Raw genomic sequence first — 25,772 nt, 5'->3', positions numbered from 1 at the left:
GCCATGCCGCTATCCCCGACACAAGAAAACAGCCCGGCATCGTCGTTATCCTCGCTGGCGGCGGTGCTGGCGCGCGGGGATTGGCAAAATCCCGGCGCGACCCATTACCGCAGGCTGCCCGCCCATCCGCCCTTCCATAGCTGGCGCGACGAGGAGCTGGCGCGTCTGGACACCGAAAGCGAACAACGCCGTTCCCTGGACGGCGAATGGCGTTTCAGCTATTTCCCACGCCCCCAGGCGGTACCGGAAAGCTGGCTGGAGGACGATCTGCCTGGCGCGCAGGCCATGGCCGTGCCGTCAAACTGGCAAACCGCCGGTTATGACCGGCCCATTTATACCAATGTCAAATACCCTATCCCGGTCAATCCGCCCTATGTGCCCGAGGATAATCCCACCGGCTGCTATTCGCGGGATATTCTGCTGCCCGACGGCTGGGCCGGCCAGGGCCGGACGCGGATTATTTTCAACGGCGTTAATTCGGCGTTTTATTTGTGGTGCAACGGACACTGGGTGGGGTATTCGCAGGATAGCCGCCTGCCGGCGGAATTTGACCTGAGCGATTATGTGCATCAGGGCCGCAACCGGCTTTGTGTTTTAGTGTTGCGCTGGAGCGACGGCAGCTATCTGGAAGATCAGGATATGTGGCGTATGAGCGGCATTTTCCGCCCGGTGTCCCTGCTGCATAAACCGCCGGTCGGTTTTACGGATATCCGTATTCACACCCGGCTGGATGCCCTGTTGCATGACGCCGTGCTGGACGTGGACATCGCGATTACCCCTCAGGCCGCCGGCGCCGCCTCGGACTATAGCGTCGAGGTCGCCCTCTGGCGGGGTGACCTGCGCGTGGCCGCTCAATGTTCTGCGCTCGGCAGCGCGATAATCGACGAGCGCGGCCGCTATCCGGAGCGGGTTACCCTGGCGCTGCCGGTGGCCGCGCCGCGCCTGTGGAGCGCCGAAACGCCGGATTTATACCGGGCGGTGGTGGCGCTGCGCGACGGCCGGGGCGCGCTGGTGGAAGCCGAGGCATATGACGTAGGCTTTCGCCGGGTGGAGATACGCGACGACCTGTTGCGCCTTAACGGCCAGCCGCTGCTGATCCGCGGCGTTAACCGTCACGAGCATCACCCGGCCCATGGCCAGGTCATGGACGAGGAAACGATGCGCCAGGATATCCTGTTGCTGAAACAGAATAATTTCAACGCGGTGCGCTGTTCGCATTATCCCAACCATCCGCTGTGGTATCGGTTATGCGATCGGTATGGCCTGTACGTGGTGGATGAAGCCAATATCGAAACGCACGGCATGGAACCCATGAGCCGGCTGGCCGACGACCCGGCCTGGTTTGCAGCATTCAGCGAACGGGTTACGCGCATGGTGCAATGCAACGGCAATCATGCCAGCATTATCATCTGGTCGCTGGGCAACGAGTCCGGCCACGGCGCCACCCATGACGCCTTGTATCAATGGGTGAAAGCCCATGATCCCAGCCGGCCGGTGCAGTATGAAGGGGGCGGCGCCGATACCCGCGCCACCGATATCCTCTGCCCGATGTATGCGCGCGTCGATGAAGATCAGCCGTTCCCGGCGGTGCCGAAATGGTCGATAAAAAAATGGATCGGCCTGCCCGATGAACAGCGTCCGCTGATTTTATGCGAGTATGCCCACGCCATGGGCAACAGCCTGGGCGGTTTTGCCGCGTATTGGCGCGCCTTCCGCCAGCATCCGCGCCTGCAGGGCGGCTTTATCTGGGACTGGGCGGATCAGGCGCTCGAGCGCCAGGACGGCGAAGGCCGGATGTTCTGGGCCTACGGCGGCGATTTCGGCGATACCCCAAACGATCGCCAGTTCTGCCTTAACGGCCTGGTGTTTCCCGACCGCACCCCTCATCCGGCCCTGGTGGAGGCAAAGCACCAGCAGCAGTTTTTCCAGTTCCGCCTGCTGGACACCCGGCCGCTGAAAATAGACGTCGCCAGCGAATATCTGTTTCGCGCCAGCGATAACGAGCTGCTGCGCTGGAGCATTGAATGCGACGGCGATCCGCTGTTAAGCGGCGCGACGCCGCTGCGGCTGGCGCCGGGACATCACGCCGCGCTGACGTTATGCGACCTACCGCCGCAGGCGGAAAAGGCGGGCGAATGGTATCTGCGCGTCAGCGTCGAGCAGCCTGCCGCCACCCCCTGGTCCCCCGCCGGACATCAGGCGGCCTGGGCGCAGTGGAAACTGGCCCGCGGATTTATGGCGCCCATCGTCCCCGGCCCCTCCCGCCCGACGGACGAAACGCCCAGTCTGACTGAGAATGCCGGCGAGTTTATCGTCCGCCATCACGATCAGCGCTGGGTGGTGGATAAACAGCGCGGCCAGTTAACCCAGTGGTATCGCGGCGACGCGCCGGGTCTGCTCAGTCCCTTGACCGATCAGTTTATCCGCGCGCCGCTGGATAACGATATCGGCATCAGCGAAGCGGACTGCGTCGACCCCAACGCCTGGGTGGAGCGCTGGCGCGCCGCCGGCCTGTATGACCTTGAGCACCGCTGCCTGCGGCTTTGCGCCGATCAATTGGCGGATCGGGTTGTGTTCGAGGCGGTACACGGCTATTTCCACCAGGATCGCCTGCTGCTGCAAAGCCACTGGCACACGACCATCGACCATGCCGGCCAGATGGAAAACCGGGTCCGGGTGGTGGTGTCGCCGTCCCTGCCGCCCCTGGCGCGCGTCGGCGCGGCATGCCAGCTCGCCCCCGGCGCGCAGGAGGTGTCCTGGCTGGGGCTGGGGCCGCACGAAAACTATCCCGATCGCCTCGCCTCGGCGCAATTCTCCCGCTGGCGCCTGCCGCTGGATAAGATGTATACGCCTTATATTTTCCCGGTGGAAAACGGCCTGCGCTGTTTTACCCGTGAAGTGGCCTTCGGCGACTGGCGGATCGACGGCAATTTTCATTTTTCCCTTAGCCCCTACGGCACCGGGCAGCTCACCCGCGCCACCCACTGGCATTTGCTGCGACCGGAACCGGGCCTGTGGCTGCATCTGGACGCCCGCCATATGGGCGTGGGCGGCGATGACTCCTGGAGCCCGAGCGTGCATCAGGATTATCTGCTCTGTGAGCGGGAATATGATTACAGGTTACGTTGGCGGCGGGTATCCCTTGACAGCGCGGCCATTTTATCGCCAACACCGGTATCAACCTCGACCATACCGGACCGGGGAGGCGCCCATGACTGATGATACCAGGATAGTTATCCGTCCCATGACGCTTGCAGATAAAGAGGAATGGAAATTCCTCTGGCGCCGTTATTTAAGTTTTTACTCCACCATCCGCGACGATGCGCTGTATGAGCATACCTTCGCGCGCCTGCTCGACCCGGCCTGCCCCGGCATGTTTGCCTATGTGGCGCTGTTGCAGGGGCATCTTATCGGCCTGGTCAATTGTATCGTGCACGATCACGGCTGGTATCATGAAAAAGTCGTGTACCTGCAGGACCTGTATGTGGAGGAATCGGCGCGCGGCAAAGGCGCGGGCCGGCAGCTGATCGAACGGGTTTACGCCCATGCGGACAGCCACGGCATGGCCAATGTGTACTGGACGACGCGCACCACGAACCATTCCGCCATGAAACTGTATGACAAGGTGGCCCATAAGACCGATTTTATCAAATACCAACGCTAGCCCCGCGGCGGGTGAGCCCGGTTTCTGGCGCGCCGCCCGCCACCGGCAACGACCTGCCGGCAGCCAAGGCTTAGCGATCCGCTTTGGTCGCGATGATAAAAACCCCTATACTTTAATAAAATGCTAATTATTGATAGGGGGTAAAATGGAAAACCTATACCGGCGGCACCTGAGCGTTATTCCACCCTATATACTGCGGCGCATTATCGAAAAAGGCAGCGAACACCAGCGCCAGTATGCCCGGCATACCCTGAACCATGTCTATAGCCTGATGGGACAGAACCCGGTGGCGGCCCGTTACCAGCCGACGGCGCAAGCCGGCACGGTGGAACGCGCCATTTATGACGCGCATAACACCACTAACCTGCCCGGCAAGGCGGTGCGGCGGGAAGGCCAGGCGGCGGGGAACGACGTTGCGGTCAATGAAGCCTACGATTACCTGGGCGTCACCTACGATTTTTATTGGCAGGTGTTCCAGCGCAACTCGCTGGACGCCAAAGGGTTGCCGCTGACCGGCACCGTGCATTACGGTACCGATTACCAAAATGCCTTCTGGAACGGTGAACAAATGATATTTGGCGATGGCGACGGTGAAATATTTAACCGATTTACCATCGCTATCGACGTGGTGGCCCATGAATTAACCCACGGCGTCACGGAATCCGAGGCGAATTTAATCTACTTTGAACAGGCGGGCGCGCTTAACGAGTCGCTGTCGGACGTCTTCGGTTCGCTGGTGAAACAATATCACCTGGGACAAACCGCCAAACAGGCCGACTGGATCATTGGCGCCGGTTTGCTGGCCGCCACCATCAAGGGCAAAGGGCTGCGCTCGATGGCCAAGCCCGGCAGCGCCTACGACGACCCGGTGCTCGGCAAGGATCCCCAGCCCGCCGACATGGCCGGTTTTGTGCACACCCGCGAGGACAATGGTGGCGTGCATCTCAACTCCGGCATTCCCAACCGGGCGTTTTACCTGGCGGCCATAGCCCTGGGCGGCCATGCCTGGGAAAAAGCGGGTGCTATCTGGTACGCCACGCTGTGCGATAGCCAGTTAAAACAAAACGCCGACTTCGCCGCTTTCGCCAGACTGACCGTGAAACACGCCGGCGAGCATTTTGCCGCTAAAGAGGCCAAGGCGGTGGAGCAGGCCTGGCGCGAGGTGGGCGTATTGTCTTAAGGCCCGTGCCGTTCGCCCCGGCAAGGGCCGGCATGCGGCCCGGAGTGGGTGTTGCGTTGACATAATGCCGGGAGAGCCTGATGGACCTGTTATCTTTATTAAACGAGCATGCGGTGATTGAACTGTCGCGCGAGGGGGGCTTTGCCTATATTCCCAAGCTTGCCGCCCAACAGCGTTTTGCCCTGTGCGACCTGTCGTCGGCGCAGCGGGAGCAGTTGTGCCATCTGGTCAGCCGCGTGGCGCTGCTGGCCCAGCACAGCGGGCAGAACCGCGCGCCCGGCAGCGGCGATCAGCGGTTTTACCGCATCCTGATCGTCGGCCAACCGCCGGGAGAGGCGCAGCCGGCACAGGCCGAAATCGTGGTGCCGGAGAGCAGCGCGCCGCCGGAATTGGAAATTTTATGGCAAAAGGGGACGTTTTAAAGCGCGGCGTAATGCCAGTCCACCCTTTTCCTGGAAATCAGGCCGTCGCCGCGCGGACAGAAATAATCCACCGCGCCGCAGGCCTTAAGCACGTCCAAGGGCTGCCCGCAGTCGGGACAGATAGCCTGCGCCTGAAAGCGGCGACGGCAATGCTCGCAAACCTGGTCTTCGCCGTCGGCCTGCATCGGACCGGCGCATACCGGACACCGTGGCGTCATGATCGCCTCCCCCTTTCCCACGTGTAGCCGCACCCGGCCGCAATTCACCCGCTTAGCGCGGACCCGGTGGGCATCGCGTGCTTATTTACTTTTTTTAATGTGACTAATCAAACGCTTGCGTTTACGCATCTGGTTCGGCGTCAGCTTGTTATGCTTGCCGGCGAACGGGTTTTCCCCTTCATTGAACTGGATACGGATCGGCGTGCCCATGATTTCCAGCGAGCGGCGGAAATAATTCATCAGGTAGCGTTTATAGGAGTCCGGCAGGTTTTTGACCTGGGTGCCGTGGATCACCACAATCGGCGGATTATAACCGCCGGCATGGGCATATTTCGGTTTTACCCGGCGCCCGCGCACCAACGGCGGCTGATGCTCTTCCACCGCCATTTGCATGATTTTGGTCAGCATCGCGGTGCTGATGCGCTTGGTGGAGCAACGATAGGCTTCATTCACCGATTCGAACAGGTTGCCCACGCCGCTGCCGTGCAGGGCGGAAATAAAGTGCACCCGGGCAAAGTCGATAAAGCCCAGACGCATATCCAGGGTTTCCTTGACCTCGTCCTTGATCTCCTGCGTCAGGCCGTCCCATTTGTTCACCGCGATCACCAGCGATCGCCCGCTGTTAAGGATAAAGCCCAGCAGCGACAGGTCCTGATCCGAAATCCCCTCGCGGGCATCAATAATCAGCAGCACCACGTTGGCGTCTTCGATGGCCTGCAGGGTCTTGATCACCGAGAATTTCTCCACCGTCTCGGTAATCTTGCCGCGCTTGCGCACCCCGGCGGTATCGATAAGGATATATTCCCGCTCGTCGCGCACCATGGGGATATAGATACTGTCGCGGGTTGTGCCCGGCATATCGTAGACCACCACGCGATCCTCGCCCAGGATACGGTTGGTCAGGGTGGATTTGCCGACATTGGGACGCCCGACGATGGCCAGCTTGATCGGCAGGGACTGCGGATCGAACGCTTCTTCCTCGTCCTGCGGGATTTCGTAATCGTCCTCGTCTTCTTCGGTCCAGGGTTCCATGCCGGGATACTCGATAGGCTCCTCGACCGCGCCGCCATCGCCTACCAGCGGCAGCAAGACTTCTTCCATCAGGGCATTAACGCCGCGGCCATGGGAGGCGGCAATGGCGAAGACTTCACCCAGCCCGAGGGAATAAAAATCGCCCACCGCGCTCTCGGCATCAATGCCGTCGGTTTTGTTGGCTACCACCACCGTGGTTTTCTGCCTGCTGCGCAGGTGTTTGGCAATGCCCTGATCCGCCGCCATCAGCCCGGCGCGGCCGTCGACCAGGAACAGCACGATATCCGCTTCCTCGATCGCCACCAGCGACTGCCCGGCCATACGGGTTTCGACGCCATCCTCGGTGCCGTCGATACCGCCGGTGTCAACGACGATATACTCATGGCCTTCCCATTCTGCACGACCATACTTGCGGTCACGCGTCAGCCCCGGAAAATCCGCCACCAACGCATCGCGGGTATGCGTTAACCGATTAAACAGGGTGGATTTTCCTACATTCGGGCGCCCGACCAGCGCGACGACAGGTATCATTGTTACAACCTCATCAGGTAATTTTTCTGTTTCAGCACTTAATCAGGCTGATTATATAAGACAAAACGGCTCCTGAACATGTCAGGAGCCGTTAATGACCCGCGCGCCCAGACGTCAGCGGCGGATAAGCACAGGCATTAGCGGGTAAAGGCGTACACCTCGCCGCCGTTGGCCTGCAACAGCAGCTTGCCGCCGGCAACCACCGGATTGCTTTGCAAGCCGGAGCTGTCCACCTTAACCTGCGCGACAAAACGTCCGTCGTCGGTATTGATCCAGTGCATATAGCCCTCCGAGTCGCCAACGACGATATACCCGTCGAACAGCACCGGCGACGTCAGGTTGCGGTGCAGCAGCTCGCTTTGGCGCCACAGGGTAACGCCGCCCTGGGTATCCAGCGCAATCAGGCGATCGTCCTGATCGACCAGGTAAATGCGGCCGCCTTCGACGATAAGATCGTTGACCGAACCGATTTCACGGCGCCAGATAATTTGCCCGGAACGCAGATCCAGCGCCGCCAGGTTGCCGTTATAGGCCAACGCGTAGACCACGTTATTGACCACCACCGGCGTCATGTTGACATCACCGAGACGCGCGATTTCCGTCGCGCCGCTCGGCTGGGAAATACGCTGCTGCCAGATCAGCTGGCCCTGGGTCATCATCACCGCGCTGACCCGGCCGTTATCGCCGCCGACGATGGCCGCGCCAAACGCCGGCGTAGGCGCCGATTCGCCGCGCAGGGTCAGCGGCGGCATATCGAGGTTAACCGTCCACTTCACGGCGCCGTCGGTTTCGTTAAGACCCTGCAGCATGCCGTTGCTGGTATGGACCAGCACCAGGCCGTCGCTGACCACCGGCGTCGACAAGGCTTCGCCCGCCACCTTGGCCTGCCAGGCGATGGTGCCGTCCTCGGCGTTCAGCGCATAGACCTGGGCCTTTTCGCTGCCGACGAAAACATGCCCGTTGGCCACGGCCAGGCCGCCGGATAACAGCGCGGGAAGATTACGCGACAGGAAGCCGGTCTTTTCCGACAGGTCCACCGACCAGATTTCCTTGCCGGTATCAATATCCATCGCGGTTACGGTACCGCGGCGGTCCGCGGCGAACACGCGGTTATCCTGCCAGGCGGGACGCAGGTTGGAGTAAAACTCGCCGGTACCATTACCGACCGAGCGGCTCCATACCTGGGTAGGCTGAAACTGATTGTCCACTTTCGGCAGCGGGGACATGGTCACCACATCTTCTTCACCGCTAAACCAGGAACAGCCGCTGAGCAAGGCAACGGAAATCAGACCTACGAAAAATGTTTTACGCAATTGCATGGGGTCCCTCTTAGCTGGACAGGTTATTCAGTTTCATGCGCAACAAGGCTTGTAATGCCTGAGGCGGGTTCGCTTTAAGCGCTTTATCGTACGCTTCACGCGCCGCTTGATTATTGCCTTTGATGACCTGCGCGTCGCCACGGGCATCTTCCACTAATGCCGACCAGCCGGCATGCGTTTCTTTTTCCAGGGTCTTCAGCGCGCCATCGACGTTTTTCGCCTCGATCTGGACACGCGCCAGACGAATGTTTATCAGCGCCTGCAGGTTTTCTTCATTGGTCTGGGTCAGCGCTTTTTGCAGCTGCTTTTCGGCGGCGGCGAAATTACCGTTATCCACATAAAAACGCGCCAGATCCATGGAGGTCAGGGCGCCATAATTATTGTTGTTGGCGTCGGCGAATTTCTGCGCTGCGTCGACGGCGGGCGGGGCGGCGTCGTGGGTCAGCGCCGTGTTCACCTGCTGCCATGACGCAGACGACGCCATCATGGCGTCATTTTGATGGTTATGCCAATAACGCCAGCCCACCAACGCGGCGATACCGATGACCACGCCGATAACCAGCGCTTTACCGTTATCCGCAAAGAACCGACTGAGCGCTTCGCGCTGTTCGTTTTCCGAGCTGTAGACTTCCACGTGGTCCTTCTCCTTAACCTAATATCGATGCCAGGCGCGCCGCGACATCGCTTTGCGCCAGCGTTTCCTGGTCGCCCGTGGCCAAATTCTTCATCACCACCTGTTGGGCGGCGACTTCGTCCTCACCGAGCACCAGGGCCAGGCGCGCGCCCCATTTGTCGGCCCGGCCGAACTGCTTCTTAAAATTACCGCCGCCGTAATTGGTCATTAACCGCAGGTCGGGCAAGGCGTCGCGGATTTGCTCCGCCAGCGCCATTGCCGCGCCCTGGGTCTCATTGCCGGAGGAAATGAGGTAGACATCCACCACCGCCCTGGGCTTGAACTGCGGGTTCGCTTCCCGCACCAGCAGCACCAGGCGCTCCAGCCCCATGGCAAACCCTACCGCCGGCGTGGCGCGCCCGCCCAGTTGCTCGACCAGCCCGTCGTAACGGCCGCCGGCGCAGACGGTGCCCTGCGCGCCAAGGCTGGTGGTGACCCATTCAAAAACGGTACGGTTATAATAATCCAGGCCGCGCACTAAACGCGGATTAACCGTATATGGGATACCGGCCCGCGCTAAAAGTTCACACAGGCCGTCAAAGTGTTCGCGCGACTCGTCGTCAAGGTAGTCGGTCAAGACCGGCGCATCGTTCAGCAAGGCCTGGATGCCGGCATTTTTGGAGTCAAGTACGCGCAGCGGATTGGTATGCATGCGCCGGCGGCAATCATCGTCCAGCGCCTCCTCATGCTGCTCGAGGAAAGCCACCAGCGCCTCGCGATACCGCGCGCGCGCGTCCAGCGAGCCGATGGAATTCAGTTCCAGCGCCACATGTCCGTCGATGCCCAGCGCCCGCCACCAGCGCGCGGTCAGCAAAATCAGCTCCGCATCGACATCCGGCCCCGCCAGGCCGAACACCTCGACGCCCAGCTGATGGAACTGGCGATAGCGGCCTTTTTGCGGGCGCTCATAGCGGAACATCGGGCCAATATACCACAACCGCTGTTCCTGGTTGTACAGCAAGCCGTGTTCAATCCCCGCGCGCACGCAGCCCGCCGTGCCTTCCGGGCGCAGCGTCAGGCTTTCGCCGTTGCGATCCTCGAAGGTGTACATCTCTTTTTCCACGACATCGGTTACCTCGCCGATGGCGCGCTTGAACAAGGGCGTCTGCTCAACGATGGGCAGGCGAATTTCGCTATAACCGTAACCGGCCAGGACGTTCTTAAGCGTGCCTTCAATGCGCTGCCAGACAGCCGTATCTTCCGGCAAATAGTCGTTCATGCCGCGAATGGCCTGGATGTTCTTTGCCATGTCGATTCTCTTCGGGTTTTGAGTTACTTATCAATCAAATTAACGGTAATGCGATTGCTTTCATCAAGCATTGCCGCCTTAGCGCGAATTTTAGCCTCGAGCTGATCTATCATCTGCTCGTTATCAAAACGATCCCGCTGGCGCACGCCGTCTTCATAGAAACCGCTTTTATTATGGCCGCCGGTAACGCCGATGGTCGAGACCAGGGCTTCGCCCGGACCGTTGACCACGCAGCCGATAATCGAGATGTCCATCGGCGTGACAATGTCCTCCAGGCGCTGTTCGAGGGCGTTGACGGTGCCGATGACATCAAACTCCTGCCGCGAGCAGGTCGGGCAGGCGATAAAATTGATGCCGCGCGCGCGGATGCGCAGGGACTTGAGGATATCGAATCCCACCTTCACTTCCTCAACCGGGTCGGCCGCCAGCGAGATACGCAGGGTGTCGCCGATGCCCTCGCTCAGCAGCATCCCCAGGCCGATGGCGGATTTCACCGAGCCGCTGCGCATGCCGCCCGCTTCGGTAATGCCCAGATGCAGGGGCTGCTCGATGCGCGCGGCCAGCAGGCGGTAGGACTGCACCGCCAGGAAAACGTCGGACGCCTTGACGCTGACCTTAAACTGGTCGAAATTCAGTTTTTCCAGGATATCCACATGGCGCATGGCCGATTCCAGCAGGGCCTCGGGCGTGGGTTCGCCATACTTTTCCTGGATATCCCGCTCCAGCGAGCCGGCGTTGACGCCGATGCGGATCGGGATGTTTTTATCGCGGGCGCAGTCCACCACCGAGCGGATGCGCGCCTCGCTGCCGATATTGCCGGGATTGATGCGCAGGCAATCGACGCCGTACTCCGCCACTTTCAGCGCGATGCGGTAATCAAAATGGATATCGGCCACCAGGGGAACATTGACCTGCTGCTTGATAAGCCGGAAAGCCTCCGCCGCATCCATGGTGGGTACGGAAACGCGCACGATATCGACGCCCACGCGCTCAAGCGCCTGGATTTGCTTCACCGTCGCCGCCACGTCGGTGGTGCGGGTATTGGTCATCGACTGCACGGCAATAGGCGCGCCGTCGCCGATGGGCACGTTGCCTACGTTAATCCGGGTCGATTTGCGGCGGTTAATGGGTGCTTTATTATGCATTATGTTCTCTCCATAATTGCCGAACAGAAGCTTAGTTAGCCGCTATTGTAAATCGGGCAACCTGGTTTGACCTGACATAACGGCTAAGATCAACCGGCTTGCCCTGGAACTCAATCTGTACCGCGGCCGGCGCGCCGATTTTCAATTTATAGGGGGCCTGACCCGCCAGGTTAAGCTTGCCGCCGCTGCGCTGGGTGCCGCTGAACAGCTTCTTGCCGCTGGCATCCGAGACTTCGAGCCAGCAATCCGCGGTAAAATTCATCACCAGTCCGCCGCCGGCGGTGGTGTCGGACGGCGCCGGCGCGGGCTGTGATTCAGCCGGGGCGGGCGTGGGGGCGGAGCTTGCCGCGCTGTTGGGGGCCGGCACGGCCGCGCCCTGGGGCGTGGCGGGCTGGGGCGTTGCTGGCTGCGCCGCGGCGGGCGACTGGGCTAGCGGCACCGAATGCGCTTCGCTCTCCGCAGGCTGGTCGGCGGGGGGTTGCCCCACCTCGTCGGTGGACGTATTGTCGCCGCCGTTCTGGGCGGCGGCGGTATTATCGCTATCCGCCCCCGTCGCAAGCCGGTTGGAGGACTGATCGGCCATATCGGTAATATCCTGCTGCTGCGCCTGGTGATTTTGCCACCACCACGCGCCGGTCAGGCCGATGACCACGAATAAAATCAGCCAGGTGAACCCCATCAGCCAGCCGTCCCGTTTTTTGCGGGTTTTCCCGAGGGAAAAACTCTGCATCGGAGCAACCTTCGAGGCCCGGATCGGCGCCTGTTTCGCCATCATCGGCAGGAGTTCTTCCTCAGAGACATGGACCAATCGGGCATAGGAGCGGATGTAGCCGCGTAAAAAGGTCGAGGCCAGGTTGGGGTTGGCTTTATCCTCTTCTATTTCCCTGACGGTAGTGACCTTCAGGCACAGGCGTTCCGCCACGGCCTGCTGGCTCAAACCCATTTGTTCACGGGCCTGACGCAGGCGTCCGCCTGTCGTCGTCGGTACTGCTTGATCTTGGAGGGCTTCAGTATTCATTAGCTAGGAACTGCTGGTACTGTTTAGATTGTGGAAAACTTCGCGCAAGCCGTGCGCCATAACGTTGTACGTCATTCTGGCGTCCCGCTAACGCAGCGAAACGAATCTGTAACCATAAACTTTCAGCGCTTGCCGGAAGAATATGCTGATAAACATCCAATAATAGTTGTGCTTTGTCGCCTTTCCCTTCACTGAATTGCCGGTCTGCTTCCGCCAGCAAAGGCACGCCTTTCTCCGGATCGTATTTTAGCGCGCGGCTGAGCAACGTCCGCGCCTCTTCTTTTTGGCCGGCCTTATAAAAGCAATAACCGGCGTTTTCCAGGCTGTCGGCAACCAGACCATAATCCGCCGCTTGCGCCGCGGCGGCAAACTGTTGTTGCGCCGGTACATACTGCCCTAAACTACATAAAAACGCACCGTAATTATTCAGAACAGTGGCGTTTTGCGGCGCCAGTTTCAGCGCCAGCCGGTAACGGCTGTCAGCGGCGTCGTTTTCACCGACCCGCTGCTCATAAAGCGCCATGCCCAGCTGCGTACGGTAATCGTCCGGCGCCGCTTTGACCGCCTTGGCGAGATTTTGCCGCGCCGCGTCAAGGTTATTGGCGGCCAGGTACTCCATGCCCAGCTGCAAACGCGTTTGCGCGGACTGGGCGGAAACATCGGTCGGCGGTTTTTCGCCGGCGCATCCATTCAATAAGGCAATAACCACTACTGCTGCTATCCCACTTAACCGCGTCAGCGTCATGCTTGTTCCCTTTATCCTGTTCTGTGAGCGTCCATGCCGTTAATCAAGGCGCGCGGACTCAATCCCGATGCCGTTTCCCGGCGTCAAACCGCCTTGACGTCGATCGGCTGGCCCGCCATACGCTTGCGCAGCGTTCTTTTGGTGCGATCGATGACGTCGCCGGCCAGCTGGCCGCAGGCGGCGTCGATATCGTCGCCCCGGGTCTTACGCACGATCGTGGTAAAACCATATTCCATTAATACTTTTGAAAACCGATCGATGCGGCTGTTGGAACTACGGCCGTAGGGCGCCCCGGGGAAGGGATTCCAGGGGATCAGGTTGATCTTGCACGGCGTGTCTTTCAGGCATTCCGCCAGTTGGTGGGCATGTTCAGTGCCGTCGTTGATATGATCCAGCATGACGTATTCCACCGTGACCCGTCCCTGGTTGGCATTGGATTTATCCAGGTAACGCCGCACCGAGCCGAGGAACGTTTCGATATTGTACTTTTTATTAATCGGCACGATTTCATCACGGATGGCATCGGTGGGCGCGTGCAGGGAAATAGCCAGCGCCACGTCAATCATTTCACCGAGCTTATCCAACGCCGGCACCACGCCCGAGGTCGACAGCGTCACCCGGCGCTTGGACAGGCCGAAGCCAAAATCGTCCATCATGATTTCCATTGCCGGCACCACATTGTTGAGGTTCAGCAGCGGTTCGCCCATGCCCATCATCACCACGTTGGTGATCGGACGCTGGCCGGTGACGCCGACGGCGCCGATAATCCTGGCGGCGCGCCATACCTGGCCGATAATTTCCGATACGCGCAGGTTGCGGTTGAACCCCTGCTGGCCCGTGGAGCAGAAAGTGCATTGCAGCGCGCAGCCCACCTGCGACGACACGCACAGGGTGGCGCGATCGTCTTCCGGGATATAGACCGTTTCCACCTGCTGGTCGCCGACCTTGATGGCCCATTTGATGGTGCCGTCGGTGGAGCGCTGCTCGGTCGCCACTTCGGGCGCGCGGATTTCGGTCAGCTCTTTTAACCTGGCGCGCAGATGTTTGTTGATGTCGGTCATCTGGTCGAAATCATCGCAGCAATAGTGATACATCCACTTCATCACCTGATCGGCGCGAAAGGGTTTTTCACCCAGGCCGGCGAAGAATTCCCGCATCTGCTGGCGGTTCATGTCCAGCAGGTTCAGTTTTTGATGGGCGGACGCGCCAGCCGGTGGCGCCGATGCGGGCGCGTCGGACAAGGCGTCCGAGACTGCCGCGGTGATAAGTTGTTCTGACATAATGTAGAAATGCCTCGTTATTACACGTTATGGCGTGGAAAAGATAAAAAAAGCCCCGGAGAGAGTGCGGACTAACTCCTCGTCAACTCCTGATCCGGGGCGCATTGGAAATAGATTTTAGCGCAGAGCCGCGCGGCTTAAAAGCATAAGCCCGGCTTTTTTATCGATAATGCGCGACGCTTAGCGTGTGCGCGGGCAGATTTCGTCATCACTGAAGAAATAAGCAATTTCCCGCGCGGCGGATTCCGCCGAGTCGGAACCATGCACCGCGTTTTCGGTAAAGCTGTCTGCGTAGTCGGCGCGCAGGGTGCCGGCCAGGGCGTTGGCCGGGTTGGTGGCGCCCATGATGTCGCGGTGACGGTGCACGGCGTTTTCACTTTCCAGTACCTGGACCATAACCGGTCCGGAGATCATAAAACCCACCAGTCCATCAAAGAAGGGTTTGCCCTGGTGCTCGGCGTAAAAACCTTCAGCCTGTTCGCGGGTAAGGTGCAACATTTTTGCTGCAACCAGAGTAAAACCGGCGCTTTCATAACGGTTAAAAATCGCGCCAATGGCATTCTTTGCCACCGCATTGGGTTTTAAGATGGATAAAGTACGTTCTATCGACATTATGACCTCTATGTTACACAGCAATGGAAGACCGGGTTAATCAGTTGTTATGCCGGCCTGTTTAAGTGGCGCAGATTATAGGGATCGGACAGCCGCTTGCCTACCAGAAATGCAACATTCCATTAAAAAAAATGCAGCTTATTCCCTACTTTTCAAGGGGCTATTCTATTTTCCATAAATAAAAAATAAATTCTAGCGTAATTTTCATCCAACCGGCGAGATTGTCCCGCCGGGACGCCGACGTGGGCTAAGTGCTTGAGGCCGACGCAATTTATGCGCAGGACGTTAACATTATCATCGGGACGAAAACGCGTCCTATCCGTCATTTTCCGCGTTTAGGCCGTGCAAAGCCGGTTTCGGCGCCGGCATGCGGATAACGGCGGCGGCCAGCGCCGTCTTCCTCTTGTCCGGCGCGGAAAAATCGCTGACAATGCCGGTTATCTTACCGCTGCGCGGCGGGCGCCTCTGCGCCCGCCGGGCCGTTACCGGAGAGCCCGCATGAATTCATCCCTGTTTGTTGCCCCAGACTGGCTGGCCGAGCGCCTGGACGATCCCGAGGTAAGGGTTATCGATGCCCGTATGCTGCCGCCAGGCTACCAGGGGCCGCGCGACCTTTATCAGGAGTATCTCGACGGACATTTGCCGGGGGCGGTTTTTTTTGATGTGGAAGCCCTCTCGGACAACGCCAGCCCCCTGCCCCATATGCTGCCGCGCCCGGAGGATTTTGCCCGCGACATGGCGCAGTTGGGCATCAGCGATGACCAGCACCTGGTGATTTACGACGACGGCTCGCTGTTTTCCGCGCCCAGGGTATGGTGGATGCTGCGTATTGCCGGCGTCGGACAGGTGTCGTTGCTGGCGGGCGGACTGGCGGGGTGGCGGCAGGCCGGCCTGCCGCTGGCGCAGGGTCCGGTGCCCGCGGCGCCGGGCGTCTTTACGGGCCGGTTTGCCGCGGACAAAGTCCGGGATATAGCCCAGATGCGGCGCCTCATCGCCGGACGGTCGGCGCAGATTGTCGATGCCCGCCCCGCCGCCCGCTTCAGCGGACAGGCGCCTGAACCGCGTCCCGGCCTGCGCATGGGCCATATCCCCGGCAGCGTCAATGTGCCCTGGAACACGCTGGTGGCGGACGGGCGGTTAAAATCCGCTGACGCGCTGCGGGCGCTGTTCGCCGATGCGGGGGTGGATTTGCGCCGGCCGCTGGTGGCCAGCTGCGGGTCCGGTGTTACCGCCGCGGTGGTGGTGCTGGCGCTGACGGCCCTGGGGGTGGAGGATGTGGCGCTGTACGACGGGTCCTGGAGCGAATGGGGCGGTCGGGACGATGTCCCCGTCGCCGACTGAGTTGGCGTGACGTCCGAAACGGGCATGGCGGGCAGGAAGAATAACGCGTAGCGCGCCGGCAGTGTTTTGCCGTCACAGGCGGCGCCCCCGGCGCGGGCGCGGGGACGCGATGTCAATGTTTGCCGCTGTCGCGCACGGTGCGCAGCCAACTGCCCCATTTGCGCTCGTAAAACGGCGTAATATGATGGATAAAGTAGTGGCTGATGCCCGGTTCCTCCTGTCCGACCAGGCAGATATCCACCGGCTCCTCGTCCGGCGCGGTATCGGTGGCAACCCGCCCCACCGCCTGGATGGTCGCTTCCTCATCGCCCTCGCACTCCAGCCCAATCAGCCAGTGCGGCTTCTCCTGCGGGGAGTCCTGCACCTGGACGACAAACGCCCGGCGCACCTGCTTGATATCCGCGAATAGCCGGGTGAGCGAGTCGATCATCTGCGCGGGTTTTTCCGCCGGATCGCTTAGCGTAATACGCATTTCGCCCTCCAGGATCTCCCGCTCGGTCAAGGCGTCGCCTTCATTCATCATAAGGGCGGTAATTTCATCCGGCCCGAAGGCTTTGCCGTACGGCAGCTTAGGGTTCAGGAACAGCTCCGCGCCGGCGGTCATGGCAAACAGGGTGCGGGCGGGCAGCGCCAGGAACGGCTGGGTCTGGCTCACGGCCTGTTGCAGTGCGTCAAGTGAGGTAAAAAAAGGAATGGCGGTGGTGCCGTCCGGTTTTTCCCAGTGCTGCAAATTGACCGGCTGTTCCCCGTCGTGGCGGGCGGCGCCGGCAATCCAGCCGTCCCCCGCGTCGCCGAGGACATACACCGTGGATTCCAGCAACAGGCTGAAAAAGGCCGGACGATGGGCCGGCTCGTTGGCCGCCAGCGCCAGCGCCTGTTCCAGCGCATTATCGAGGGATGCTTTCATGACGTATTTCCTGCAATCACGTCCCGGCCGCCGGCAGGGTCACCGCACGGCGGCCAGGGAAAACCAAAGCGACAGCATAACCGGCCTCAGGGCCGCCGGTGTGCCGCCAAATGCCCTATTATTCCGCCGCCTGGGCCAGCAACAGGTTGGCCAGGGTGCGGACGCCCAGTCCGGTGGCGCCGGCCGACCACTGGTCCACGGCGCTCTTGCGATAGGTCGCGGAACAGTCGATATGCAGCCAGCCCTGACGGTAGTTTTCGACAAAGTGCGACAGGAACGCCGCGGCGGTGCTGGCGCCGGCGCTATGCGCCGCGCCCGCCACGTTGCTCAGGTCGGCGAAATTGGACGGCAGCTGCGCGCGATGGAACTCCGCCAGCGGCAGGCGCCAGAACGGTTCGTTTTCCGCCGCCGCGCTCTCCAGCAACGATTGGGCCAGGACATCGTCAAAGCTGAATAAGGCGTGGAAATCATTGCCCAGCGCGGTCTTGGCGGCGCCGGTCAGCGTGGCGCAGTCGATGATAATGCGCGGTTTTTTCGCCGACGCGTCGATCAGGCCGTCCGCCAGCACCAGCCGCCCCTCGGCGTCGGTATTCATCACCTCGACGCTCTTACCGTTACGATAGCGGATGATATCGCCTAACTTGAAGGCGTTGCCGCTGACCATATTATCGGCGCAGCACAGATAAAGACGCACGCGCTGTTTCAGGCCGCGGGCGATGGCCAGCGCCAGCGCGCCGGTCACCGTGGCCGCGCCGCCCATATCGGACTTCATCGAATCCATAAAGCTGCTGCCTTTCAGGCTATAGCCGCCGGTATCGAAGGTAATGCCTTTCCCCACCAGGCAGGCCAGCACCGGCGCGTCGGGATTGCCGCCCGGGTTATAGTCCAGCGACAGCAGCACCGGCTGGCGATCGGAACCACGGCCGACGGTGTGCAAGCCCATATAGTTTTTGTCGCGCAAATCCTCGGCCTTGGTGATCTTATAGCTGATGTCGTCGCAGGCGACGGAGCACATGATATCCACCGCGCGCTGCGCCAGCTGTTCCGGCCCCAGCTCTTCCGCCGGGGTATTAATGGTGTGGCGTACCCAGTCGATGATCTTCAGCCGGTTATCCAGCTCCAGCCTGGCCGCGGCGTCAAGCTCGGGCCAGGATACCTCGCGCTGTCCCTTCGGCCCGCGATAGCCTTGCCAAAAGGACCAGCAGCCCTCGAGGTCCCAGAGTTCGCCGTCGAGGCGCACATGCCTGACGCCCTGCCCGTCGATTTTGCGCGCCGCGCGCTGGATCGCCGCCAGACGGTTTTCACCCGTCAGGTGGATGGTCATGCCGCGATCGTTCACGCTCAGCAGCGCTTTTTCGCCCCAGCGGGCGTCGGCGGGGGTGGTTGCCAGCATCACCGGCATCGCTTCGGTTGTCATAACCAGGCTCCTAGAGTTTTTATGTTTAATCCCATGCCGTGCGTATCCCGCGCGGTGACGGTTAATCGTGATTTGACAGGATATTACCTGAAAGGGCGGACGTTATCACCGGCCAGGATGACCAGCCGGGATGACAAGGAGATGACAGGAGCCGCTTAGCGGCGGACCCAGTCGGCGCCGCTGCGCTGCGCGCCCTGTTTGTACATGCCCCACTGCGGCGAAAGCTCACGCAGGCGGCCGATGGCCTGATGCACCACCTGGATGGCGTAGTCGATCTCTTCCGCGGTGGTATAACGCCCGAGCGAAAAACGAATGGAGCTGTGGGCCAGCTCGTCTTCCACGCCCAGGGCGCGTAGCACGTAGGACGGCTCCAGGCTGGCGGACGTGCAGGCGGACCCGGACGACACCGCCAGATCCTTTAACGCCATGATAAGCGATTCGCCATCCACGTAGTTAAAACCGACGTTAAGAATATTTGGCGCGCCCTGCGCCAGGTCGCCATTGAGATAGATTTCCTCGATATCCTTCAGCCCCTGCCACAAGCGGTCGCGCAGAGCCCGCAGGCGAGGCGTTTCGGTAGCCATTTCTTCTTTGGCGATGCGGTAGGCCTCGCCCATGCCGACAATCTGGTGCACCGGCAACGTGCCGGAACGCATGCCGCGCTCATGGCCGCCGCCATGCATCTGGGCGTCAATGCGTACCCGCGGCTTACGGCAAACATACAGCGCGCCGATGCCTTTCGGCCCATAAATTTTATGGCCGGAAAAAGACATCAGATCAACGTGCAGTTGGCTGAGATCGATAGGCAGCTTGCCGACGCTCTGGGTGGCGTCCACATGCAGCAGTATGCCGCGGCTGCGGCACAACTCGCCGAGCGCGGCGATATCCTGTATCACGCCGATTTCGTTGTTGACGTGCATGATGGACACCAGGATGGTGTCGGCGCGCATGGCGTCCTGCACCTGTTGCAGCAGAATAATACCGTTGCGCTGCGGCGCCAGGTAAGTGACCTCGAAACCCTCGCGCTCAAGCTCGGCGCAGGTATCAAGCACGGCTTTGTGTTCGGTTTGACTGGTGATGATATGGCGGCCTTTCCCTTGGTGAAAGGTGGCCGCGCCTTTGATCGCCAGGTTATCGGATTCTGTCGCGCCGGAGGTAAACACGATTTCGCGCGGGTCGGCGCCCACCAGCTCGGCTATCTGGTTGCGCGCAATGTCCACCGCTTCTTCGGCCTGCCAGCCAAAACGGTGCGAGCGGGAAGCGGGATTGCCGAAAGTACCGTCCATGGTGAGATACTGCATCATTTTTTCAGCCACACGCGGATCGGCTGGCGTGGTGGCGGAATAATCCAGGTAGATCGGTAGTTTCATTGCTCATATGCCCCTGAAACACTGCGTATATCGCAGCCGTCGTATTTCTGCTTATGCGCGCAGATTAACGTTAATGGTTTCCTGTATACGTCCGTTGGCGGTAGCGGTGCGGCGGATATCGTTGTTTTGCCGATCGGCCACGTCCAGGACTTCTTCGTTATTGACCAGTTCGGCCAGAGAGATATTATTGAGGAAATCACTGATGCGCACGCTGAGATCGCGCCACAGGGTGTGGGTCAGGCAGCGTTCGCCGTTTTGACAGGCTTCTTTTCCCTGGCAACGGGTGGCGTCGACGGATTCATCGACCGCGGTGATAATGGCGCCGACGGCAATCTGATCCGCCGCCTTGCCCAACAGATAACCGCCGCCCGGTCCGCGCACGCTGGCCACCAGGTCATGCTTGCGCAAGCGGGAAAACAGCTGTTCGAGATAAGAGAGGGAAATGCCCTGGCGTTCGGAAATTTCAGCGAGGGGAACTGGCCCCTCGTTGGAATGCAGCGCAACGTCGAGCATGGCGGTAACCGCATAACGGCCTTTGGATGTCAGTCTCATAATGGTGGTCCCGGTGGGTGAAATATCGTAAAAGTCTGCCATTCCTGACTAATTTAGTCAACTATTTAACCAACCGTTTTACTCAAGTATTCCCGTCCGATATCACAGTGTCCCGTCATGAGACCTATGCTGTTGCTCGATGGAGGTCAGGATGCCGCGCAATATATGCAGCTCCTGGCTTTCCGGCCGGGCGCGGGCAAACAGGCGGCGCAGCTTGTTCATCACCTGCCCCGGATGCGCCTTGCGGATAAAACCGGTCTGGTCCAGCACCTGCTCCAGATGCTGGTAAAACCGTTCCAGCTCATCCACCAGCGGGTAAGGCGACGGTTCGTGGTTTTCCGGCACGCCGGCCTGCTGGCGCTCGAGAAAGGCAATGCGCACCTCATAGGCCAGGATCTGCACCGCCATCGCCAGGTTTAAGGAACTGTACTCCGGATTGGCCGGGATCTGCACATGAAAATGGCATTTTTGCAGTTCGTCGTTGGTCAGGCCGACGCGTTCGCGGCCAAACAGCAGCGCCACGGGCGCATGCTCGCCTTCCTGCACGCATTTCACGCCGCATTCGCGCGGCTCCAGCATCGGCCAGGGCAAGGTGCGCGAGCGGGCGCTGGTGCCGACTACCAGGCTGCAGCCGGCCAGGGCCTCGTCCAGGGTATCGACGAGGGTGGCGTTGCCGATGATGTCGCTGGCGCCGGCCGACAGGGCAATGGCCTGCGAATCGGGTTTCGTCAGCGGATTGACCAGATACAGGTTGCTTAATCCCATGGTTTTCATGGCCCGGGCGGCGGAACCGATATTGCCGGTGTGGGAAGTTTCAACCAGGACGACGCGGATATTGTGCAGCATAGACTTTCAAGGCAAAGGAATTATGGTCAATAGTTTATCACAGCCGTAGGCATATTGCTGGCGCTCTGCTATAATCTGCGCCGTTTTAGTTCTTTAACATCTTAGTGGACGATATCCATGCATCCGATGCTCAACATCGCCATTCGCGCTGCGCGAAAGGCGGGTAATTTAATTGCCAAACATTATGAAACCCCCGATGCCGTCGAAGCCAGCCAGAAAGGCGATAATGACTTCGTGACCAACGTCGATCGCGAGGCGGAACGTTTAATCATCGAAGTTATCCGCAAATCTTATCCCCAGCACACCATCATCAGTGAAGAATGCGGCGAACTGGCAGGCGAAGACCCCGATGTACAATGGATTATCGACCCACTGGATGGCACCACCAATTTCATCAAGCACCTCCCGCATTTCGCCGTGTCCATCGCCGTGCGCATTAAAGGCCGCACCGAAGTGGCCGTGGTCTACGATCCCATGCGCAACGAACTGTTCACCTCCACTCGCGGCCAGGGCACCCAGCTGAACGGCTATCGCCTGCGCGGCAGCACCTCCCGCGATTTGGAAGGGGCGATCATCGCCACCGGTTTCCCGTTTAAGCTAAAACAGCACTCCGCCACCTATATGAACCTTGTCGGCAAGCTGTTCAAGCAATGCGCCGATTTCCGTCGCAGCGGTTCCGCCGCGCTGGATCTGGCCTATGTGGCGGCCGGCCGGGTAGACGGTTTTTTTGAAATCGGCCTGAAACCCTGGGACTACGCCGGCGGCGAGCTGCTGGTGCGTGAAGCCGGCGGCCTGGTCACCGATTTTGTCGGCGGCCATAACCATCTGGTCTCCGGTAACCTGGTGGCGGGCAACCCGCGCGTGGTCAAGGCCATGCTGGGCGCGATGCGCGAAGAACTGAGCGATGCGTTAAGGCGTTAAGCGCCATCAGCTTCACTGGCTGAAAGGCCGGATGCCGATCGTTGGCGCATAGTGCGCGCCGGCGAAGAGTACCGCGCCGGCAACGATCAGCGCCATGCCGCCGGCGAGGGATAATGCCGCCCAGGCGGCAGCGCGCGCAGCGCCGCCTGCGTGCCTGCGAGTCAGGTGTTCGGCATAACGGCGCCCGAAAAATACCAGCAGCGATACCAGCAACAACGTCAGCGACGTCCCCGCCGCCATCACCAGCGCCGACAGCACACCCCACAGATAAACCCCCAGCACCTTGGCAAACAGCAGCACCATTACCGCCCCGGAACAGGGACGCACGCCCATGGCCAGCACCACCGCCAGCCGGGTACGCCAGCCCTCCGCAGAGACCAGCTCCTCATCGCCGGGCAGATGGCGGTGGCAGCAGCCGCCATGATGGTGATGATCGCCCGGCCCGCCGCTCCCGGAAGGCAAATAAGTCAGCCGGGGATAACACGCCAGCGGCAGGGCCCGCCCGCGGGTAGCGTAGCGCCGGCTCAGCGTCCGCCATAGCCGCAGGGCCGCCCGGCGGCACAGCAGTACGCCCGCCAGGATCATCAGCAGATAACCGGCCCGCTCCAGCCACGCTTCGCTCAGATGCAGAATCCCGGAAGAGAGCCGCAGCGCCACCAGCACCAGCGTCACCAGCGCAATCGCCATGGCGCCCTGCAGCAGCGAGGCCGCAAGCGTCATCGTCAGGCTGAGTTTTAAGCGCGCGGGATGGGTGGAAAGATACGTGGTGATAACCACCTTGCCATGTCCCGGGCCGACCGCGTGCAGTATGCCGTAGGTTAGGCTGAACAGCAGCAGGGCGCCGCCGTATCGCCCGGGATCACGCTGCACCTGCTGCATCAGCTGGGCCAGCTGCTGATGCAACTGACGCTGCCACTCGATGCTTAGCGTCATGATGTTGGCCCAGTGCAACGATATCCAGCCCAGCGCGCCCAGCAACGCCAGCAAAAACAACCAGAACGGCCACAGGCTGAACCAGGGATTGGCCGCGGGCCCCGGCGCTTGGCCGGTTCGCATCCTTAATGACATTGCAGCGTCACCCGCTGGGCAAACTGTTTGCCCAGCGCCATATCGACGTCCGGCGCCGCCGCTTTATCCAGCGACAGCGCATAGCGCTGCAGCGCCGCGTTGGGGGCGGGGGTCATCAGGTCGATGGCGCACCGCGCGGCCAAGTCCGGCGGCAGGCTGACGGCGTGTTTATCCGCATAGGTCATATCGACAAAATAGGTAGGATCAAAGGTGGAAAACACGATGGGCGCCCCTTTCAGCTCCGGCGGATGCGCCAGCGGCAGCACAAATACCAGCCGCGCCTTGAGTCCATTGCGCTCCAGATGATATTCCGTGGGCAGGTTTTCAAATTTCACCGCCTTGCCGTCCCGGTACACTTCCGTGAAATAGTGCTGGCCCAGCACATTGGCCATAATCTGCGCCGCCAGCTTTTTCCAGATCACCGAATCCGGTTTGGCGTCGCCGGCGTCATAAAATACATCGGCTGAGGTGATCTCATCCATGGTCCAGGTCATCTTCAGCCCGGTAAGCCGCTCGTCTTGCGCCAGGATGTCTGTTTTCATATCGATAAAACTATGTGGATGAGCATATACCGGCCGGCAAAAACCACCGGCGACGGCCAGAAACAATCCGAGGGGCAATCGCCGGCATGGCGTATTACCCCTGTCTTTACCCATGTTGCCACATAACATTTTGCCGTCCTGTTATTCCCCGGGAAGATGCTAGCGGAAATCCGGAACGCGCCGCAAGACATTTTCGGTCAACTTTGCATAACCGGCGGAACGATTAGGAAGGCTAAAGTGTGACCGGGCTTAAAGCCCGCAAACAAAATAGGCTGTAATCTCACTTAGGGAAATTGTTTCGCTATTATTAGCTGTATTCCTTAACGTAAGGGCATCACATCTATGAGCCTGAACACCCCAGAGGTGCCAGCGCTTTCAGGTCCACAACGCCGTAGCCATTTGCTTTTGATGCTTTTTGCGCCCGTGCCGTCATTGTCATTGGCCGCCCTGGCCCGTTATAACGGCGAGGATTTGCCCACGACACGGCGCGATCTGGCTCATATAGAGAGCGAGATCCGACGCATATACCATCTTCAGCTGATTGCGCATCATGACGGCAGCTACCGGATCGAAGGCACAATCCTGAACCAGCGCCTATGCCTGATAGAAGGCATGCGCCGGGCCTTACGCCTGTGCGCGGACAAAGTAACCCGCTATTTCCTGCCGTTGCAGGAACAGCTCTGGTCCCAGGCTCCCGCCGCTTTTCAGGCAAGCGCGCTACAAATAGACGAACTGGTTGAGCGGTTCACGGTGCTTATCGATCGCCCCGCCGCCCCGTATGACCGGGCTTTTCTCGCGATTTATCTGCGCTATATCCTTTGTCAGTGCCCGTTGGCCGATCATCCTGAATTCAACCAGCATCAGCAGCAGTGGCTGCGGCAAAAAGCCGAGTATGCCGCCGTGACGGACATGTTCCGCCATTGGCCGGTCCCTCCCGCCGAACTATTGTGCCTGACGCTCCTGTCGCGGATGCTGAAAACCCCGCACCGCGCCCGTTCGCCTTCCGGCGAGGACCGGCAGTTACTGCACGAGGTGGAGGAACTGGTCAAACGCTTCGAGCAACTGGCCGGCATGAGTTTCAATGAGCCGGAAATGCTGGCTGGCCAGCTGTTTTCACATCTCAGCGCGGCCCTGGAACGCTGTCATTTTCACGTGGGCATCGACAACAGCCTGCAAATGGAGGTGGAGGAGAAATACCCGCGGCTGCTGCGCACCGCCAAGACGGCGGTTATGCCGTTTGAGGCCGCCTATCGCATTCGTTTTTCACGCGAAGAGATGGGATTGATTGCGGTCATTTTTGGCGCCTGGCTGATGCAGGACAATGATTTGCAGGAAAAACAGGTGGTGATCCTGACCAAAAGCGGCGGCGAGCAGGAGAAGTTGCTGGAGCTGCAGATTCGCGAGTTAACCCTGCTGCCCCTGAATATTAAATTCCAGGCGCTGGCGGAATTCCAGGCGCAAGGCGCGCCGAAAAACACCGTTCTGGTGGTGACCTCGTTCGCCATGCCGCTGCCGCTGTTTTCCCCGCCGTTGATGCTGGTGCGCCTGCCGCTGGCGCAAAGCCAGCAAGAGCGCATCCGCCAGCTTTTGGAAACCCCGGGCACGGCCGGCAACTGCTGAGACAGATTCACACCGAACGCAAAGCAGACGCGTTAAAGGGAATGCGTGCCGATGGGGGGCCGAATCGGGCGTGGTTTTCACGCCCGCCCGGGCGCCCCAT

General features: G+C 60.3%; 24 protein-coding genes. 7 read left to right on the top strand and 17 right to left on the bottom strand.

The window, feature by feature from the left end:
• Positions 1 to 3 precede the first annotated feature (3 nt).
• The 4 genes from ACL2XN_RS24510 to ACL2XN_RS24495 all read left to right on the top strand — a co-directional run bounded on the left by ACL2XN_RS24510 (position 4) and on the right by ACL2XN_RS24495 (position 5,266).
• Positions 4 to 3,219, top strand: coding sequence for a beta-galactosidase (locus ACL2XN_RS24510; RefSeq protein WP_413729653.1), 3,216 nt, complete (start codon positions 4 to 6; stop codon positions 3,217 to 3,219).
• Positions 3,212 to 3,664 (top strand): N-acetyltransferase family protein, encoded by a 453-nt coding sequence (locus ACL2XN_RS24505; RefSeq protein ID WP_413721171.1) that lies wholly within the window; start codon positions 3,212 to 3,214, stop codon positions 3,662 to 3,664. Before ACL2XN_RS24510 ends, ACL2XN_RS24505 begins: the two co-directional genes overlap by 8 nt.
• A 145-nt stretch (positions 3,665 to 3,809) precedes the next feature.
• Entirely contained in the window at positions 3,810 to 4,844 is a 1,035-nt protein-coding gene (locus tag ACL2XN_RS24500) for a M4 family metallopeptidase (RefSeq protein WP_413729652.1), read from the top strand.
• A gap of 80 nt (positions 4,845 to 4,924) precedes the next feature.
• Entirely contained in the window at positions 4,925 to 5,266 is a 342-nt protein-coding gene (locus ACL2XN_RS24495) for a protealysin inhibitor emfourin (protein WP_410014014.1), read from the top strand.
• Here the strand turns inward: ACL2XN_RS24495 and ACL2XN_RS24490 are convergent.
• The 10 genes from ACL2XN_RS24490 to ndk all read right to left on the bottom strand — a co-directional run bounded on the left by ACL2XN_RS24490 (position 5,263) and on the right by ndk (position 15,088).
• Positions 5,263 to 5,484 carry a zinc ribbon domain-containing protein gene (locus ACL2XN_RS24490; RefSeq protein ID WP_410014013.1) on the bottom strand — a complete coding sequence of 74 codons (222 nt, stop codon included), beginning with the start codon at positions 5,482 to 5,484 and terminating at the stop codon, positions 5,263 to 5,265. The two genes, ACL2XN_RS24495 and ACL2XN_RS24490, sit on opposite strands and share 4 nt — an antisense overlap.
• Before the next feature lie 81 nt (positions 5,485 to 5,565).
• On the bottom strand, positions 5,566 to 7,047 hold the full coding sequence (der, locus tag ACL2XN_RS24485; protein WP_410014012.1) for a ribosome biogenesis GTPase Der: 1,482 nt from the start codon (positions 7,045 to 7,047) through the stop codon (positions 5,566 to 5,568).
• Positions 7,048 to 7,184: 137 nt separating this feature from the next.
• Positions 7,185 to 8,366, bottom strand: a complete 1,182-nt coding sequence (gene bamB, locus ACL2XN_RS24480; RefSeq protein ID WP_410014011.1) for an outer membrane protein assembly factor BamB — start codon at positions 8,364 to 8,366, stop codon at positions 7,185 to 7,187.
• Between the two features lie 10 nt (positions 8,367 to 8,376).
• Positions 8,377 to 9,000 (bottom strand): YfgM family protein, encoded by a 624-nt coding sequence (locus ACL2XN_RS24475; protein WP_410014010.1) that lies wholly within the window; start codon positions 8,998 to 9,000, stop codon positions 8,377 to 8,379.
• A 13-nt stretch (positions 9,001 to 9,013) separates the two neighbouring features.
• Positions 9,014 to 10,288: a histidine--tRNA ligase gene (hisS, locus tag ACL2XN_RS24470; protein ID WP_410014009.1), complete on the bottom strand. Its 1,275-nt coding sequence runs from the start codon at positions 10,286 to 10,288 to the stop codon at positions 9,014 to 9,016.
• A gap of 23 nt (positions 10,289 to 10,311) precedes the next feature.
• Positions 10,312 to 11,433 carry a flavodoxin-dependent (E)-4-hydroxy-3-methylbut-2-enyl-diphosphate synthase gene (gene ispG / locus ACL2XN_RS24465; protein WP_413721174.1) on the bottom strand — a complete coding sequence of 374 codons (1,122 nt, stop codon included), beginning with the start codon at positions 11,431 to 11,433 and terminating at the stop codon, positions 10,312 to 10,314.
• A 31-nt stretch (positions 11,434 to 11,464) separates the two neighbouring features.
• Positions 11,465 to 12,451: a cytoskeleton protein RodZ gene (rodZ, locus tag ACL2XN_RS24460; protein WP_413721175.1), complete on the bottom strand. Its 987-nt coding sequence runs from the start codon at positions 12,449 to 12,451 to the stop codon at positions 11,465 to 11,467.
• The gene (gene pilW, locus ACL2XN_RS24455; RefSeq protein WP_410014006.1) at positions 12,441 to 13,196 is read right to left on the bottom strand and encodes a type IV pilus biogenesis/stability protein PilW; all 756 of its coding nucleotides are present in this window, start codon (positions 13,194 to 13,196) and stop codon (positions 12,441 to 12,443) included. The genes rodZ and pilW overlap by 11 nt, the downstream gene beginning before the upstream one ends.
• 83 nt (positions 13,197 to 13,279) lie before the next feature.
• Positions 13,280 to 14,476, bottom strand: coding sequence for a bifunctional tRNA (adenosine(37)-C2)-methyltransferase TrmG/ribosomal RNA large subunit methyltransferase RlmN (locus ACL2XN_RS24450; RefSeq protein WP_410014005.1), 1,197 nt, complete (start codon positions 14,474 to 14,476; stop codon positions 13,280 to 13,282).
• Positions 14,477 to 14,656: 180 nt separating this feature from the next.
• Complete coding sequence (gene ndk, locus ACL2XN_RS24445; protein WP_331122459.1) at positions 14,657 to 15,088, bottom strand: nucleoside-diphosphate kinase; 432 nt, start codon at positions 15,086 to 15,088, stop codon at positions 14,657 to 14,659.
• A 498-nt stretch (positions 15,089 to 15,586) separates the two neighbouring features.
• Here ndk and sseA point away from each other — a divergent pair, with 498 nt between their 5' ends.
• A complete protein-coding gene (sseA, locus tag ACL2XN_RS24440; protein WP_413721176.1) occupies positions 15,587 to 16,429 on the top strand; it encodes a 3-mercaptopyruvate sulfurtransferase in 843 nt (280 codons plus the stop codon).
• A gap of 112 nt (positions 16,430 to 16,541) precedes the next feature.
• Here the strand turns inward: sseA and sseB are convergent, their stop codons facing one another.
• The 5 genes from sseB to trmJ form a co-directional block, all read right to left on the bottom strand.
• Complete coding sequence (sseB, locus tag ACL2XN_RS24435; protein WP_413721177.1) at positions 16,542 to 17,336, bottom strand: enhanced serine sensitivity protein SseB; 795 nt, start codon at positions 17,334 to 17,336, stop codon at positions 16,542 to 16,544.
• Positions 17,337 to 17,454: 118 nt separating this feature from the next.
• Positions 17,455 to 18,753 (bottom strand): aminopeptidase PepB, encoded by a 1,299-nt coding sequence (gene pepB, locus ACL2XN_RS24430; RefSeq protein WP_413721178.1) that lies wholly within the window; start codon positions 18,751 to 18,753, stop codon positions 17,455 to 17,457.
• A gap of 155 nt (positions 18,754 to 18,908) precedes the next feature.
• Entirely contained in the window at positions 18,909 to 20,123 is a 1,215-nt protein-coding gene (locus ACL2XN_RS24425) for an IscS subfamily cysteine desulfurase (RefSeq protein WP_413721179.1), read from the bottom strand.
• A gap of 51 nt (positions 20,124 to 20,174) precedes the next feature.
• The gene (iscR, locus tag ACL2XN_RS24420; protein WP_413721180.1) at positions 20,175 to 20,675 is read right to left on the bottom strand and encodes a Fe-S cluster assembly transcriptional regulator IscR; all 501 of its coding nucleotides are present in this window, start codon (positions 20,673 to 20,675) and stop codon (positions 20,175 to 20,177) included.
• Between the two features lie 102 nt (positions 20,676 to 20,777).
• Positions 20,778 to 21,521: a tRNA (cytosine(32)/uridine(32)-2'-O)-methyltransferase TrmJ gene (trmJ, locus tag ACL2XN_RS24415; RefSeq protein WP_410013999.1), complete on the bottom strand. Its 744-nt coding sequence runs from the start codon at positions 21,519 to 21,521 to the stop codon at positions 20,778 to 20,780.
• A 117-nt stretch (positions 21,522 to 21,638) separates the two neighbouring features.
• Between trmJ and suhB the strand changes: the two genes are divergently transcribed.
• Positions 21,639 to 22,442, top strand: coding sequence for an inositol-1-monophosphatase (suhB, locus tag ACL2XN_RS24410; protein WP_331122451.1), 804 nt, complete (start codon positions 21,639 to 21,641; stop codon positions 22,440 to 22,442).
• A 12-nt stretch (positions 22,443 to 22,454) separates the two neighbouring features.
• On the opposite strand, the gene ACL2XN_RS24405 is transcribed toward suhB, so the two are convergent.
• Complete coding sequence (locus tag ACL2XN_RS24405; protein WP_413729651.1) at positions 22,455 to 23,510, bottom strand: nickel/cobalt transporter; 1,056 nt, start codon at positions 23,508 to 23,510, stop codon at positions 22,455 to 22,457.
• Positions 23,501 to 24,166: a DUF1007 family protein gene (locus ACL2XN_RS24400; protein WP_413723481.1), complete on the bottom strand. Its 666-nt coding sequence runs from the start codon at positions 24,164 to 24,166 to the stop codon at positions 23,501 to 23,503. Before ACL2XN_RS24400 ends, ACL2XN_RS24405 begins: the two co-directional genes overlap by 10 nt.
• A gap of 228 nt (positions 24,167 to 24,394) precedes the next feature.
• Here ACL2XN_RS24400 and csiE point away from each other — a divergent pair, with 228 nt between their 5' ends.
• Positions 24,395 to 25,672, top strand: a complete 1,278-nt coding sequence (gene csiE, locus ACL2XN_RS24395) for a stationary phase inducible protein CsiE (RefSeq protein ID WP_410013995.1) — start codon at positions 24,395 to 24,397, stop codon at positions 25,670 to 25,672.
• Positions 25,673 to 25,772: the final 100 nt, after the last annotated feature.

This window comes from Sodalis sp. RH22, assembly GCF_047324165.1.
Lineage (GTDB): Bacteria > Pseudomonadota > Gammaproteobacteria > Enterobacterales > Enterobacteriaceae > Acerihabitans.
This window is presented reverse-complemented; position numbering and strand designations above follow the sequence as displayed.